The organism is Aureibacter tunicatorum, from assembly GCF_036492635.1.
In the GTDB taxonomy this organism is placed as follows: domain Bacteria; phylum Bacteroidota; class Bacteroidia; order Cytophagales; family Cyclobacteriaceae; genus Aureibacter; species Aureibacter tunicatorum.
Genome location: NZ_AP025305.1, coordinates 832,729 through 848,625 on the forward strand (window position 1 = coordinate 832,729; position 15,897 = coordinate 848,625).

A 15,897-nucleotide genomic window follows, 5' to 3' on the forward strand; every position below is an offset into this window, starting at 1 on the left:
ACAGTGAGATGCGAAAAATGAGAAGAATATTCAAATCGCTTTTTTTGCCGATTCTTCTATTTGCAGTCTCTTGCGATGATGCTTTAGATGTGAACAAAGATCCGTTAGCGGCTGACCAAGAACAGGTGTCGGAAAATTTAGGGGTTTTGTTTTCAGGTATTTTGCCGAATATTTGCAGCAATCGTGTAGTAGAGACAAATATAAATACTTCCATGTGGGTACAGCAAATTGTTAGTGGAGGGAGCGCCGAAGTGTTTCTTGCTCCTGAAAGATACAATTTGAGCCCATTTTATTTAGACAACACTTGGTCGACATTTTATGTGACAGGTTTAAAAAATGCCAAGATGGGAGAAGAGCTTGCTCTTGAGCAAGGGATGGAGAATACTGCGGCTCAATTTATTCTGTTGCAAGCATTCATCTATTATCATATTACATACTTATGGGAAGATGCTCCTTTTACGGAAGCAGTGCAACCTAATGAATTTCTTGAGCCTGAATATGATAGCCAGCAAGTCGTTTTAAAAGGAATGTTGGATAGGATAGAAAAAGCAATCGGAATGATAAACCCTGAGAAGCTGGAAAGGATCTCAGATGAGGATTTGATTTTTAGAGGTGATCTTGAAAAATGGGTAAAGTTCGGCAATAGCTTGAAATTAAGACTATTGATGACAATGGCTGATAAAGATTCCGAAGCGAAGGCTAAACTTAAGGATGTTTTGCGACAGCCTCTGATTGTTAACTATGAGGATGAAGCTCAGTTTGATTATTTTCAATCAACGAATAATTCGAACCAGTTATGGAAGTTGCATAATCAATACTCCGTGGACAGTTCAGGGAATATTTCAGGAAGCTTTTTCTTCGCTTCCGAAGGCATTATTGAGATGATGCAAAGATTGGGAGACCCAAGGCTAAGTGTATATTTCGATGAAGGCAAAGATGCTCAACCGGGGCAATTTGTTGGCGTCAAGCCCGGTTCTACAGAATCATATACCGTCTCAACAGTGTTAAGCTTGAATATTATCAGGCCTGATTACCCTGATCGTTGGATAACATCATCCGAAGTATTCTTTTTTGTGGCGGAAGCTATACTGAAAGGTTGGGTGGATGGAACTGTCACAGAGGCAAATCAATATTTGAGGATAGGAGTGGAAAGGGCGCTTGATTGGTTTGATAATAAGCCGGGAAGCATGACTATAGCGGATAAACAACAGTACATTAGATCGCTGCCAGATTTGAATTCTTTGCCAAAAGACAAAGCGTTAGAAGCAGTGTATACCCAACAATACCTTGAGTCATTTTTAAGAGGTGTCTATAGTTTTGTTAACATGAGAAGGAATAAGTTCCCAAATTTGTCAGTTCCGGAAGAAGCTTTGGTTGATGGCTTGATTTGCAGATTGCCATGGTCGCCCGATTCTGAGGCTTCAAATCCCAATGTGCCAGCCCCAAGAACTGTGGATGAACCGATGTGGTTTCAAAAATAATTGACGATATGAGAAATATAGCTTTACTAATAATAAGTGTCTTATTGCTGTCATGTGATTCGAACAATTTAGAGCCTGAAGTTGATCGTATGATGCCTTCTGTGGCATTTCGAGAGTCTTTTTATGAAGTGTCGGAAAATGATGACACGTTGCAAATAGAGGTTTTTAGTCCAGTGACAATCGGACATGATATTGAAATATCATACCGTGTGCTGGGAGAAGCGGAGAATAATATAGATTATTTGATTGAAGGTATGAATGATGATTTGCAGGGAACTATGCAAATTATTCATAAGGATACTATTTCTAATTTAAACTCCAATGATCTTGCGCTTTTGCCTTTGAATGATGGTATTACCGATGGTGATAAAAGTATAAAGATTGTGTTGCTTGAAGCCAAGTATTTGGATGAAGCTGGAAACGAGTTTCTGCTTGGTTTGGGACAAGGCGGTATGGCGAATGATACTGCTACAGTGCTCATCAAAGATTTTGACTGCGATAGTGATTTGTCAGGCAAGTACGATTATGAATTTTACAGCTCGACTTTAGACCCAGAGGTGAAAAAAGGAGAGCTCGAGCTTACTAAAGCAATTGATGGAGAAATTAATGAGTATGATATATCCGATATAGCTTCTGGCTTGTTTGGAGAGAATTTTACTTATCGAGTGGCATATAAATGCGGAAAGTTTTTAGCGGATGGAGACTTGTTGGTAAATGGAGAGCTTATGAATGCTTCAGACCAAATCAGTCTGTTTGTTACATTCAATTGTTGCGGAATTAGTGGTAGATCTTTTGAACTTATTTTAACCCCGATAGAGGATGAGAAAAAATAAATTGATGTTTTATCCAGCAGTTGTTTTATTGATTCAAACAATCTTTATTTCATTGCTGTCCGCGCAAAGCTCTAATGAAGAGTTAAAAGTGGAAAAATTGGGAGAAAGAGTTCAAAAGGAGTTTGCTCCAAATAAAGCTTATGTTATTTTGGAAGAAGGGCAGAGGGTGGAAGAATATTTAAATTTGAATAAATCATCAGAATTGACGCAAACTCAATCGCGTTTATGGGAAGCTTTTCATGATAGGAGCAAGGTGGCAAACTTTCATAGGCCTTTTAAAAATAGCAAGTACAAATCCGCTAGAAAAATAATAGAGATTCATTTAGAGAAAAAAACGGTTTTTGAAGAAGCTGTTTCGGAATTCACCTCTAGCAGTCTTGTAAAGTATGTTGAAAAAATTCCAGTTTATTTTTCAGATGCCAGTGAGCAAAATGATCCGCATTCTGATAAGCAATATGCTTTGAATCTAACAGGTTTTTGGGATGTGGTGGATAATTTGGATGTCCCAGATAGAAAAATAAGAATAGCAATCATCGATGATGGTGTATATACATTGCATGAAGATTTGCGTGATAACATTTACATTAATAAAGATGAAATACCTGGCAATGGTATTGATGATGATTCAAATGGATACATCGATGATGTTAGTGGCTATGACGTAAGCGGTAATTTGTATGAGCAAGGCGATCCGGACCCTAAGCCACCATACGGAAAAGCTGATGGTTTGACTTTTGGCCATGGGACTCATTGCGCGGGTGTCGCAGCAGCGGTGAATGGGAATAATAGGGGGATATCATCCATTTCAAATAACTTTGCTCAGATTATTCCTGTCAAAGTGACTAGCGACAACGCTTCCAATACCAAGACGATAGAATACGCTTATGAAGGCTTGCTTTATGCTATGACTTCAGGAGCGGAAGTGATTAGCATGTCATATGGAAGTTATTATTATAGCCATGCGGTCCAAGAGTTGATTAATGAAGGTGCTGCTGAAGGTAAGATTTTTGTAGCTGCTGCAGGAAATGACAATATAACAAGGCCTAGTTTTCCAGCAGGCTATCAACATGTCATTGCTGTGGCGAATACAACTAGTAAAGATATCAAAGCCAGTAGTTCAAATTATGGAACATGGGTGGATATTAGCGCTCCTGGGACTGGGATTTATAGTACTGTTCCTTTGAAATCTTCAGAACCAGGTGGCTATAAATACAGTTCAGGTACTTCAATGTCTTGTCCGTTGGTTGCTGGGCTTGCGGCTGTGGCAAAAGCGTATGACCCAAGCCTTTCCTCAGAAGCGCTATTGAATTTAATTAGGGAAACTTCGGATGATATTGGCGCTTTCAATGAAGAGTATATAGGCTTGCTGGGTGGTGGGAGAATAAATATGGAAAAGTTGATAGAACGATTGAAAAGCGATTATCCCATTGCTGATTTTGGTTTGAGTACCGATGAATTTAGAAAAGGGGTTAAAGTGTTTTTTTATGACCAATCATTTGGCAAAGACTTGACTTATTCGTGGGATTTCGGAGACGGAACTTCAAGTGAAGAGCAAAACCCAAGTCATATTTTCAAAGAGAAAGGATTATTTCCTGTAAGGCTGAAGGTGAATAACGAAGCAGGAGCAGATACAAAGTTTTTCTTTATTGATGTTAAAGAAGGCTTGCCTTCGTCGACAGTATATAGTTTGCCATTTTTGTTAGAGGATGGAGGCGATTTTGAAAAACATGTGGATGGGTTTTATGCGGTGAATTTGGATACTGAAGATACCGTTTGGCAAAGAGGTGTGCCAACGGGGACATTAAGCGAGGTTTCGAGTGGATCGATGGCTTGGAAAACTGTTTTGGATAAACCTTATCCGCAAAATACGTATCGAGCGGCTTTATATACGCCATTTTTTGACTTTTCGGATGTTATCAAGGCTTATCAGCTGCAATTCAATAAGAGTATGCAGAGTACGTTTTGCAATGCTCCTGCCGCATTTCAAGTTCATTATTCTGTAGATAGTGGTGCTACATGGCAGTTGCTAGGCAAGTATGATGATCCATTAGGCTATAATTGGTATAATAAGAACCCATATGAAGGTTGTCGAATTGACGAAAATATTGTCGGGAATCAGCAAGGGTGGATAGGGAATTTTGAGAATGAAGAGACTGGATACAATGTCTCTTTTTTGGCAGGAAATTCAAAAGTGAGGTTTAGGTTCATGCTTATTGTGAGTGGCTTTTATGGAACGGATTATTCAGATGATGGCGTAATGATAGATGATTTTCAGATTTTGGCTAATGAACCCAAGTCTGCTTTTACTGTGGATGAAAGAATTAAGTATATAAATGAAAGAGTTGTTTTTCAATATCTTTCTGGAGGAGCTAGTGAATTTAATTGGAATTTTGGAGATGGATCTTTTTCCACAGATGAAAATCCTGAATATTATTACTCTCAATCGGGAACTTTTGATATTTCCTTGGAAGTAGATCAAAATGACACGTTAGAAAAAGAAGATTATATAACGGTGTTGCCACATGAGACTATACCGTATGCTTTAAGTAATATTGATGATGATTTGAAAGCTTCACACTTTATAATTGATGATGTTCAAGAAAAAGGAGTGGGAGTTGCTGAAATAGATGGTAATGAGTTGCTGGTGAGCGTACAAGAGGGAGGGAAATACAAAAAGAATGTAAAGTCTTATATTTACTTGCCTTCATTCGTTTTTGAGTATGAAGGCGAATATGCGATGAAGTTTGATTTGAAATATGACTTGGAGGCAGGGTATGATGGAATCTATTTGGAGTATAGTACAGATGCCGGTCATGTTTGGAATGTCTTGGGAGCTGATAAAACTGGAACCGTTGAATGGTATGACAGAACTTCTGAAGTCAATAGTATACTTGGGGATAGTCAAGGTTTGATTACAGGAACAAGTGAAGGAAAATATATAGAGAAATCTTTAGATCTGTCTAGTTTTGGAGGTAGAGAGCAAGTCGCTTTTAGAATGATATTTATTACGGACAATGAAAATGAAGGGAATGGGTTTGAAATGAAAAATTTTCAAATAACAGGTCCTGATTTAAGTGTTTTGTCAGCTAATTTTTCAATTTCTGATACAGTTGTTTGTGTAAATCAATTGGTCACTATCATTTCTGAATCAACAGGTAGAATCAAAGAGCATGTCTGGGATATTGGAGGCGAAGAGTATAACGGTTATGGACCGCATAATGTCGAGTTTGATAGAAGCGGTTCGTATGATGTTTCATTATTAGTGAGAGATTCTGAAGGTCTTGAAGTCGAAGCATCTAGTCGAACAATAGTGGTTAAGCAAAATCCCGAAGTTAAAATCAATCAGCAAAACGGCAAGTTAATAGCTACTGATGGAGATACTTATCAATGGTACCTCAATGGAGAGCGCATTATTGGAGCTTCATACCAATCTTTGAAACCTAAGCAATCCGGTGAATATACTGTGAGAGTTAAAACTAATGGCTGTTCTGTTCTTTCTGAATCCAAGAGTTTATTATTGGGAGGCGATGTGGAAGTGAAACGAAATGGTTGGAAGATCGTGCCAAATCCAGTTACTTCGAATGTTTTAAGTGTTGACTTTGAAGAGGCTAGTTTTGATGGTGTTTTGAGGCTGTATACATCTCAAGGACATGTGGTAAACGAGAAAGCAATTGATGGAAAAAAACAAGTGAGTTTGAATGTTGAAAAATTAACATCAGGTGTGTATTATGTTTTGGTGAAAACATCCAAGTATACCGATCATAAAAAGGTAATAATCGCAAAATAAAACCCATGTTTCAGCTGTTCTATTAGAGTATTGATTGAATTACAGATGAAAGAACAGTTGGAAAGTTTACAAAGCAATTTTGCATGGGGGCATGACTTGCCTTATAATAGCTATACAAGATATATTAAGGAAAAGTATAAAGCTAGATTGCAAAAAGTGTCTCTTCACGCCGGGTTTACTTGTCCCAATAGGGATGGTAGCAAGGGTAGAGGGGGTTGCACATATTGCAATAATGAAAGCTTTACTCCTGCTTACTCCAGAGAGGAAAATGATGTTATCTCTCAGATCAATCAGGGGGTTCCCTTCTTAAAAAAGAGATATAATAAGAATGTAAAGTTTTTGGCATATTTTCAGGCCTATACTAATACTTATGGGCCTTTGGATGATTTGAAAAGAATTTATGAGAAAGCCTTGAGTCATGAGGATATATCAGGAATCGTTGTTTCAACTCGTCCCGATTGTGTTGATGAGAGAATTTTGGATTATTTGCAGGAATTATCTGAAAAGCACCTGTTTTTTTTAGAGTTTGGAGTCGAGTCTTGCCATGACAAAGCATTGGTCGAGATTAATAGAGGTCATGATTTCAAGTCTTCGGTTTGGGCTATTGAAGAGTCTGTGAAGCGAGGACTGCATACTGGAGTCCATTTATTAGCTGGCTTGCCAGGTTTGTCAAGAGCTGAAATGATGGACGAAGCAAATATTATTTCGGAATTGCCGATTGATTCTCTGAAAATTCATCAGCTTCAAATCATCAAAGGAACAATAATGGCTCATCAGTTTAAGAACAATCCAGAAAGCTTGAACTTGTTCGAAAAAGACGAGTACATCGATTTTGTTATTGAGTTTTTGGAGCGTTTAAGGCCGTCCATTAAAGTACAGAGACTTGTAAGCGAAGCTCCTGCCAATATTAAGTTAGCTCCAAACTGGGGAGTGAGAATGGATGTTCTTCAAAACGAAATTATTGACAAGATGAGACTCATGGGGAAATATCAAGGCAGCAAGTACTAATAACCTATTCATTATTAGCACTTTCTTCCACAAGTTTTTGTTGCTCTTTAGGCTTGAAACCGTTTTTATAAAGCTGTTTTCTTTTTTCCCAAACTTTAAAGTTATTCTTTTTCCCTTGTTTGAATTGCAATTTGATCGCTTCGGAGTAGGTTGCCCATTCGAGGTTTGTTGAGTCATTGTTCAATGTGTTTCCATCGATATGAACTACAACAATTCTTTCAGAATTAAGAACATTGATGCAAAAAGCTTTGGCAACTTCTTTATGAGGGTAAACGGTTTTTCTTTTTCCAAAGTCGTCTATGAGGTCAAGGAAATAGAAGTTCTCTTTAGGGTGAATTCTTTGTTTCATTTCCATATTGTTTCCTCTGCCTCTTCTGCCTATGGAGTCTTTGGAAGGCTTTTTTCGAATTCTGCCTTTATTCGAAACTTCGTACTTTTTGAATCCTTCTATGGTTTTGAACACTTCCTCTTCAGTTGTGACCCTTCTTAGCGTATTGTCGTCAAAGTCTTCGTCAATAGCGCCATTCCACACATATTTTTGCTCAACAGGCTCAAGCAAGGTTTTGCGATGGGCTATGGCTTCTTTGTGGCTTACACAAGCCAAGTTTCTAGCGTCATTGTTGAGTTTGTTATGATCTAAGTGAATCACCACGCAGTCAGGAGTATAATTTTCGCAAAAATATTCTGCAATAAGCCTGTGCAGATATTTGTTTTGCTTGATCCTTTTGTTGTCTTCGGTGATTTTTATGATCATATTAAAGACAAAATAACCGCTGATTTTGCCTAACTGTAACACATATGGTTCAGCAGTGCCTCGCATGGATCTTATACGGCCAAGGTTCGAAATCTCATATTTGACGCGCATCTTTCCTTTAGTGGAAGGATCCATTTTTAATTTTTTCCAAACTTCTTTTATTTTTCTCATTTTAATAAATATGAAGAAAATGAATAATTAAAAAATTATTATGCATTATTATGGTAAATGATGGAATGGGTATGAAGCAATAAACTGTATGCTGAAAATCAACCTGATAAAAGGTCATGCAAATTTCAGTTCAAAAATAATGAAAAAATAAAATTAACAAATCAGTATTTCAAAAATATTTCATAAACCCATATTTATTTTAACTTTTTGGGAGACAACATGTTGTAATTTTAAATAAATTTAGCAATATTATTTATTGCTTGATAGCTTTTTAATTCATGATAATGCACTTATATCATTGAAAAATAAAACGAAATATATGAGAAACATATTGTTGCTTTTTGTATTGATTTTAACATATGGCTGTAAATTTCCCGAAAACTATCCGGATGAGCCGCAAATCGCATTGAAAAATGTCAGTTTTGAGAAAGATGAGGACAATGTATCCTATACTGCTGTAGTGGTTGATTTGGAGTTTACGGATGGCAATGGTGATCTTGGTTTATATGAAGATGAGACATATGAGCCTTATCATTTTAGAGAAATATCATTGAATAACGAAGGTAAATGGATTGAAAAGTTTGGTTCCAATAAAAATATTGAGTCGAATTTTATCATCAACAATAGAGTGGATAGTGTTCACTTTATCAGAGGAATAAGCCAGGATTCAATTGTTGTCAAGTTTTCATCTGGATTTGAGTCTAGAGCTGAAGAGTTTGGTGAAAATTATTATTGGTATACTTTGGACTATTGGCATCCATATTCAGACAATCAGGATAAACAGTCTTCTACTATATTGGTGAAGAATAATCCAAATTCCAGCAATTTGTTTATTGAAATCTATAAAAAACAAAATGGAGAATTTTCTTTGTTATCTTTTGGAGATATTCAGTCTGAGCAATTTAAAAATAGATTCACAAGGCTTGATCAAGGAAGAGAAGGGGATCCATTAGAGGGAGAAATACAATACAATTTTGATGTTCCTTCCATTAGATTTCTAGTCAAGCGATTTGATACTCTCAAAGTCAAAGCTTGGATACAAGATAGAGCGCTGAATAAAAGCAACGTTGTTGAGGGAGGTCCTTACATTTTGGAATAAGCTATTAACATTAAATTAATAGAGGAGCTTGTTTTTGATTGATTTCGAGAGCAGGCTCTTTTTTGTAATATCGTGTAATATTTTTTCTTATACCCATTTTGTAATTTCATGACGATAAGTTTTTAGAGCAGCCAAAGCCTAGGCTAATGTAGATTTTTTTGTGAAAGTGATTTAGGCTATTTCATTTATTTCAAGAGATCAAATTTTTTATTATGACTGAGCTTGTTGCTGACGATTTAGAAATCGGGGTAATTTCTGAAGAACTGTTTCCAAATATTGAAATGACTCCTAAGACTATAGAGGATGTAGTGGAGTTGCCTACATTTTTATCGAAAATTAATTTACTAGAGAAACGTGTAGGGAAGAGGTTTGAGCAACTGGACCTATCTGTTCAGCAAGAGGTTATTTTTAGGAGACTTCAACAGCTTTATAATATTTTGAGTTTGAATCCGCTTTGGAAACAGCGATTTGAAAATCATGAGATTTTTGAGACACCTCAGAATTTTTCGGATTGGCAACAATTGCCAATTTCAGATAAAGAAGTGACATTGAAGTTTTTCTCCGGAAAGAGGCTTGGTATGGTTGTTCCCTTGATTAAGGGGGGATTTGAAATAGTTGCGAGTGGAGGGACAAGTTCTGGAACGCCTTCAGAAACGGTGTACTCTATCAAAGAACTCAAAGATAGCTATGTCATGACTGGCCATTTCATGAGCAGGCATGTGATGAAGCCACATATGAGTGATGAAACGCCTAAATGGGCGATCACAACTTATGCGGATTATCAAATGTGGAGCAGTGGAACTATGATTGGAGGTGTATTGCAGGAAATACCTGATGCAACTTTTATCGGAGCGGGTCCTGTAGGCAAGGAGGTCTTTCAGCATATGATGGCTTACGAAGGAGATAAGCTGATTTTGGGAATGACCGAAGGTATCGCTTTTTTGAAAGATTTGAGTCCGGGAATGAGTAAAAGAGATAAGGATAGCTTCAAGCTTGCAATGTTTTGCAGTGGACTTCTCTCAGAGAAGAAAGCACGTGAACTTAAACAAGTGTTCCCAGAGTTGAGCGTATTAAGCTATTTCTCCGCCACTCAAGCAGAAGCAATTGGCATACAGCTGAGTGAAAAAGATAAATGCTTAACGGAAGTTCCTGGCTTGCATTTCATAGAAATTGTTGACGAAGAAGGTAAATGGGTTGAGGTAGGAGAGGAAGGAGAAATCTTGATTACAAGATTGCATGCCAATGAAGCGCCGTTGATCAGGTACAAACTCGGGGATAGAATGGTAAGAAGACCGAATTTGGAAAGTCAGGAATTGCAAGCCCAACAGTTTGATTTCGTGGGTAGAACAGGGGATATGCTTCATGTATGCGATATGCAATTTTCAGCGCCAAGAGTGTTGAACAGATTGATAGAAGGCCTTAGACTCGCTGGCGTTTGCGATTTGTCCATGTTGGCGTATGAAATGCAATTTAGAAATATAAGACAGAAGAAAGTTTTGAGCTTGGCAGTTATTGTCGAAGATGTGTTTGGCTTGAGAAGTCGATTGGATTATATGCTAGGAGAGCATGGAACGCATTATCATTTTGTGGAAGCATTGATTTCTTCCATGTCAATATTCGGGAGCGGTGAAGCTAATACTCATTCAATCAATAAAACAGATTATCGATTTGAAATAAAAGTAATGAGCAAGTCTGAAACCGACGAGCTTAGAACTAAACTAGGAAAATTACCTTTGGTAAGAGACTTCGTTTGATATTCATTTGATCATTTTTTCAGGCCAAAAGGCCATTTATATAACATCTCATAATATGGAAATTTCAGATTACGCGGATACTGACGCGGTAAATTTAGAGTATCAAAACAAAACATTTCATTATAGGGAACGCAAGGAGTATATTGAAATGTTTGATCCTGAGGAATTTAAGGACAATGTTGGATTGGTGGTTAGTAAGCTTAGCAAGTACCTTTCGGATAAATCAATCAGAGGAATAAATTTATATGAGCCTGAGACCTTGATGAAAAAGATCGAGGCAATGACAATTTTGGAAAACCCTGAAGGAACGAAAGAGAAGCTTTCTGAAATTGTTGATTTATATATTAAAACGGCTATTCAGGTTCATTCTCCAGGATATATGGGAAGACAATTTTCAGGAGTTTACCCTTTGGCAGGTGTAATGGATTTTGTCAGCTCTGTTTTATCTCAGCCTGCGTCATTTTACGAAGCCGGCCAATTGCCTATAGCTATTGAGAAAGTTATGGCCCATGAATTCAACAAATTTATTGGGTATACAGGAGATTTTGAATTTGTCACAACCACTGGAGGCTCATTGGCAAATATGACAGCATTGCTGGCTGCAAGAAACCATAGATATCCGAATGTGTGGGATAAAGGCTTAGATGGACTTGAAGGGCTTAAGCCAGCTATAGCTGTCAGCGAATCGATTCACTACAGTATTTCGCGAGCAGCAGGAATCATAGGTATTGGAGAAAACCAAATTGTGAAAATTCCGCTGAATGAAAGAAAACAAATTTGCATTGGCAAGGTGGAATCCACCATTATAGAAGCTAGACAAAGAGGTTTGGACGTGTTTTGTTTGGTAGGAGCCGCGGGATCGACATCTGTAGGAGCGTTTGACAATATAGAGGAATTGGCTGAGATTGCGGAGAAGCTTGATCTTTGGTTGCATATTGATGCTGCTCATGGAGGAAGCGTGCTGGTCTCCGATGATCACAGGCATAAAGTCAAGGGTATTGAAAAAGCGGATTCTTTTGTTTGGGACGCGCATAAGATGATGTTTGTGCCTGCTATGTGCACTTTTTTGTTTTACAAGAAAAAGGAATATGCCAAAGGCGCTTTTCGACAAGAGGCTAGCTATGTGTTTGATCCAAACGACAACATTTATGCAATGCATGATAGCGCAAGTAAAAACTTCGAATGCACGAAGAGGCCGATGATTCTTCATTTTTGGACGCTATGGGCAATATATGGAAAATCAATATTTTCAGACAAGTTGGAGTATTTGTTTCAAATGACTCAAAGCGCTTTTTGGGTATTGAAGGATTCTATGGATTTTGAAGCGATACATGAGCCGGAAGCTAATATTATTTGCTTTAGATACAAACCTCAAAACTATAGAGAGGATATGCATGATTTTCAACTGCAAATCAGAAACGGGATACGAGAAGGAGGCAAGTTCTTTATATCCAAAGTGGATATTGATGGAGCTACAGCGCTTAGGGTAGTGTTTATGAATCATGATATCAACATAAGTCATTTTAACGCGCTGTTGAATGAAATAAGAATTTTAGGCCAAAAGATATTGAACACAAAAAATTAAAGGCACTATGAGTACTGCTATGATTGAGGACATTGATTTGTCAGAAGTTAGAGACATTGTCAAAGATTTGATACCTGACAATGAATTCGTTCCTTCAAATATTGAGGAAGTGCTTGAGCTTCCATCATTTGTAAGCAAGATGAAAAGCATGGAAATGAGTTTGGGTTGCGCTTTTGATGCGATTCCAATGGATGCCCAGAATATTTTGATTGCGAGAAGATTGGCTCAGATTGTCAATATTTTGCTTTTAAATGATAAGTGGAAGGAAAGACTGGGGCTTGATGATAATGTGACGGGGGAATTTACGCTGGAGGATTGGCAAAACTTGCCGATATCAGACAAGTCTACGGTAATTGATTTGTATATGGGCGAACGAGAGGGAGTTGTAGTGCCGATGGAAAAAGGAGGGTTTGAGATTGTGGCAAGTGGAGGAACGACTTCTGGACAGCCGATTGAGACGGTGTATTCGCTTAATGAATTAAGTGATACATATGAAATCGCGGGGAAGTTTATGGGCAATCATATGTTGAGTTCATATTTGGATGCCGATCAAGCCCAGTGGGTTGTCACGACGCTCGCGGACTATCAAATGTGGAGTAGCGGAACGATGGTAGGCGGTGTGCTTCAGGAGATTCCAAACACAAATTACATTGGAGCAGGCCCTGTAAACCAAGGCGTGTATGAACACATGATGTCTTATGCTGGACAAAAGACCATCATGTCGACCTCTCAAGGCATAGCGGCACTGGTAGATTTAGGCCAGAATTTAAAAAGCGAGGATCGAGAGAGCTTTAGAGTTGCGATGTATGGAAGCGGCTTGTTGCCGAACAGAAAAAGACATGAGTTGAAAAGCTTGTATCCTAATCTGGATATATTAAGCTATTTCGCTGCGACTCAGGCGGAGACGATAGGTTTGCAATTGGATGTTGATTCTGATGTCTTGACAGCTATCCCGGGACTTCATTTGATCGAAATTGTGGATGAAAATGGTCGTTGGGTTGAAGTCGGCGAAGAAGGCGAGCTTGTTGTGACAAGATTGCATGCTAACGAAGCGCCAATTATTCGATATAAAATCGGAGATAAAATGATTCGCAAGGAAAGTATTTCAACAGATGCTTTGAATGCTGTTCAGTTTGAATTTGCCGGAAGAAGCGGAGACATGTTGCACGTTATGGATTCGCAACATTCAGCGACTAGAACTTATGATCAGTTGGTTTTGGCTTTCAAAACTTCAGGAGTTTTGGATTTGGACCAAATTGTTCATGAAATGCAATTTGTTAATTACAGGTCCGACAAGAACCTTGAGTTGTTGTTGGTCGTGGATGACCCATTTGCCTTGAAAGCCAGAGTGGACTATATGACCGGAATGAACGGTGTGAGACCGTATTTTGTTGATGCTTTGATCAGGTCATTATCGCTTTTCAACCAATGGGAAGCAAACCATGTAACGATGGATAAGACAGGCTATCAATTTAATTTGAAGTTTGTAGACAAAGATTCTGAAGAAGTATTAAGAACACCATTAGGAAAAGTTCCATTAGTTAGAGACGTATTCTAAACATATATGAAAATGAACTCAGTGATTAATATTGTAATATTTGTTGATGTTATAAGCGCATTGAGTGAGGGCTCACTGCATGGTAGCATATTTTTGATGGATGATAGCGAGTTTCAGAGTCAGCACGAAGGGTCTTCGGAGCTGATGACTCATTGCGCCACTGGACAATTAGTTAAATGGAAAATTTACGCAATTGACGTGCAAACTCCTGTTGAAATCAAAAGCATAAGTTTTGGGGGAGTGCCTATTGGGAACGTCCCTCAAGAGGAGTCTGCTCAAAATGGGGACAGCAAGGTATGGTCAGGCTATGTGCCTACTTGGATGGAAGAAAATAAATCCTACTCATATCAACTGGAAGTGCAGATGGGCAAAGGGGAATGCAGTGATATGTTGATAGATACAGCTTCATTAGTAAGAGTTTCACCTTCTTTAAGTTGTTAACCTTGACAGGTACAGCTTTTTTTAAAAAATAAAGATGACAAAATGGGACAACAATTGGCTATAATGGTCATGGTGGATGTTGAAGCCGCGATCAAAGAGGATAATATTGGAGAGCATATTTATCTGATGGATAATATGAAGCAGTTTGGTTCTCAGAATGAAGGAACCAAAGATCTTAGCAGTGCTGTTAATGGAACTTATTGGCCAATAACAGGAACTCAAGCAAGCGAGCAAGTATTGAACTGGCTGATTACAGGTATTGCAAGTTTGCCAATGACTTTGCCAAAGGAGTATTTGCAATTCAGACAATCTTTATCTGAAAAAGAGTCATTGGAAGGTGTGCAACGTATTAAAGACGTTTTAACGAACAATGCCAAATCCAAGGATGATCCTGCTGATAGTGACAAGCATCTTTCTGAGCTCAACTCAGTAATTTCAAATTTGGGAATGGAAGCCGGTGTGAATATCACAGATGAGCATCATGTTCCACAAAAGTTCAATGTATTGGACTTGGCAGGGCAAGCGATTAAAAGCACGAGGGGCATGAAGTCGAAGGTCAGCTATTTGCCTCCTGTTATTATAGATGTAACAGGCGAGGCAGTGGATGAAAAGGTTATTTTTCCTGCACAGTACGGCTCTCCAAGCTCAAATACATACGGTTGGTACTGGAGTGCTTCTGTTGACACTTCAAGACCGGGAAGGTACTCGTATGATTTGCATATTAGACTTTTTGAGTTGAAAAATGTCAAAGATAAGCTAACATGGGAGCCAAAAGATTTTATCCATCGAGCGTATATTGATGTTTCAAGCGACCCTATGGAAAATGGCTTCACAGGCGGTGCTGATTCATACTTGCCAATACCTGCCAATTAATGAGCTTATTGATTTAAAAAAATCATTCAGATTTTCATCATGGCAAAATGCTATTCTCAATAGTGAATTATTGAAAGAGAAAGCAGATGAACGATGTAATTATATTAATTAAAAGAAGTTAGTTATGAAAATGATTTCTATAGTGATGGTGATTGATGTCGTGGGAGCTTTGGCTGATGGCTGTTTGACAGAGAACTATTATTTGCTAGACAATAATAAACTTAAAGGCTCTCAAGACGAAGGCACTCAGCAGTTGAAAACCGCAATCAGCAAGGGAGATAGTGTGGTTTGGTCTGTTGTTGCTTTGGAGTGCGAATCATATGTGGATATTGTAGGCGTGTCTTTGGGTGGCGAATTGGAAGAAAAGTTCGCGTTGAAGAAGGAACTTTATCCTTATGCGGATATAGGTTTTTGGAAAGCGGATATAAAAAGTAAAATAGATTCCGAGCATCCTTATTATTTGACTTTGCAAGTAGGCAATGAAGCAAACAGAATGCGAACAGAGCTTCCTGCTTACTTGATCAATTCCGAGTCTTAATTTTTTCACAAGTGC

Annotated in this window: 12 protein-coding genes; 11 read left to right on the forward strand and 1 reads right to left on the reverse strand. The window is 38.2% G+C overall.

Translation table 11 applies throughout. The features are described 5' to 3' along the window. The first annotated feature begins 17 nt into the window (after window positions 1–17). The 4 genes from AABK36_RS03625 to mnmL are packed head-to-tail and all read left to right on the forward strand — an operon-like array spanning window position 18 to window position 7,109. On the forward strand, window positions 18–1,481 hold the full coding sequence (locus tag AABK36_RS03625) for a SusD/RagB family nutrient-binding outer membrane lipoprotein (protein ID WP_309937659.1): 1,464 nt from the start codon (window positions 18–20) through the stop codon (window positions 1,479–1,481). An 8-nt stretch (window positions 1,482–1,489) separates the two neighbouring features. Further along, on the forward strand, window positions 1,490–2,314 hold the full coding sequence (locus tag AABK36_RS03630; protein ID WP_309937660.1) for a hypothetical protein: 825 nt from the start codon (window positions 1,490–1,492) through the stop codon (window positions 2,312–2,314). After that, the gene (locus AABK36_RS03635) at window positions 2,301–6,101 is read left to right on the forward strand and encodes a S8 family serine peptidase (protein ID WP_309937661.1); all 3,801 of its coding nucleotides are present in this window, start codon (window positions 2,301–2,303) and stop codon (window positions 6,099–6,101) included. Before AABK36_RS03630 ends, AABK36_RS03635 begins: the two co-directional genes overlap by 14 nt. Window positions 6,102–6,146: 45 nt before the next feature. Further along, window positions 6,147–7,109 carry a tRNA modification radical SAM protein MnmL/YtqA gene (mnmL, locus tag AABK36_RS03640; protein WP_309937662.1) on the forward strand — a complete coding sequence of 321 codons (963 nt, stop codon included), beginning with the start codon at window positions 6,147–6,149 and terminating at the stop codon, window positions 7,107–7,109. Between the two features lie 4 nt (window positions 7,110–7,113). On the opposite strand, the gene AABK36_RS03645 is transcribed toward mnmL, so the two are convergent. Next, window positions 7,114–8,034 carry an NUMOD4 domain-containing protein gene (locus AABK36_RS03645; protein WP_309937664.1) on the reverse strand — a complete coding sequence of 307 codons (921 nt, stop codon included), beginning with the start codon at window positions 8,032–8,034 and terminating at the stop codon, window positions 7,114–7,116. 319 nt (window positions 8,035–8,353) lie between these two features. Here AABK36_RS03645 and AABK36_RS03650 point away from each other — a divergent pair, with 319 nt between their 5' ends. The 7 genes from AABK36_RS03650 (at window position 8,354) to AABK36_RS03680 (ending at window position 15,882) form a co-directional block, all read left to right on the forward strand. Further along, window positions 8,354–9,133, forward strand: coding sequence for a hypothetical protein (locus AABK36_RS03650; RefSeq protein WP_309937666.1), 780 nt, complete (start codon window positions 8,354–8,356; stop codon window positions 9,131–9,133). A 212-nt stretch (window positions 9,134–9,345) separates the two neighbouring features. Then, window positions 9,346–10,887 carry a phenylacetate--CoA ligase family protein gene (locus AABK36_RS03655; protein WP_309937668.1) on the forward strand — a complete coding sequence of 514 codons (1,542 nt, stop codon included), beginning with the start codon at window positions 9,346–9,348 and terminating at the stop codon, window positions 10,885–10,887. A gap of 55 nt (window positions 10,888–10,942) precedes the next feature. Continuing rightward, window positions 10,943–12,472 (forward strand): pyridoxal phosphate-dependent decarboxylase family protein, encoded by a 1,530-nt coding sequence (locus AABK36_RS03660; protein WP_309937669.1) that lies wholly within the window; start codon window positions 10,943–10,945, stop codon window positions 12,470–12,472. Window positions 12,473–12,479: 7 nt separating this feature from the next. Next, complete coding sequence (locus AABK36_RS03665; RefSeq protein ID WP_309937670.1) at window positions 12,480–14,030, forward strand: phenylacetate--CoA ligase family protein; 1,551 nt, start codon at window positions 12,480–12,482, stop codon at window positions 14,028–14,030. A 12-nt stretch (window positions 14,031–14,042) separates the two neighbouring features. Further along, window positions 14,043–14,471, forward strand: a complete 429-nt coding sequence (locus tag AABK36_RS03670; protein ID WP_309937671.1) for a hypothetical protein — start codon at window positions 14,043–14,045, stop codon at window positions 14,469–14,471. A 42-nt stretch (window positions 14,472–14,513) separates the two neighbouring features. Continuing rightward, window positions 14,514–15,344, forward strand: coding sequence for a hypothetical protein (locus AABK36_RS03675; protein WP_309937672.1), 831 nt, complete (start codon window positions 14,514–14,516; stop codon window positions 15,342–15,344). A 124-nt stretch (window positions 15,345–15,468) separates the two neighbouring features. Further along, window positions 15,469–15,882: a hypothetical protein gene (locus tag AABK36_RS03680; protein ID WP_309937673.1), complete on the forward strand. Its 414-nt coding sequence runs from the start codon at window positions 15,469–15,471 to the stop codon at window positions 15,880–15,882. Window positions 15,883–15,897 lie beyond the last annotated feature (15 nt).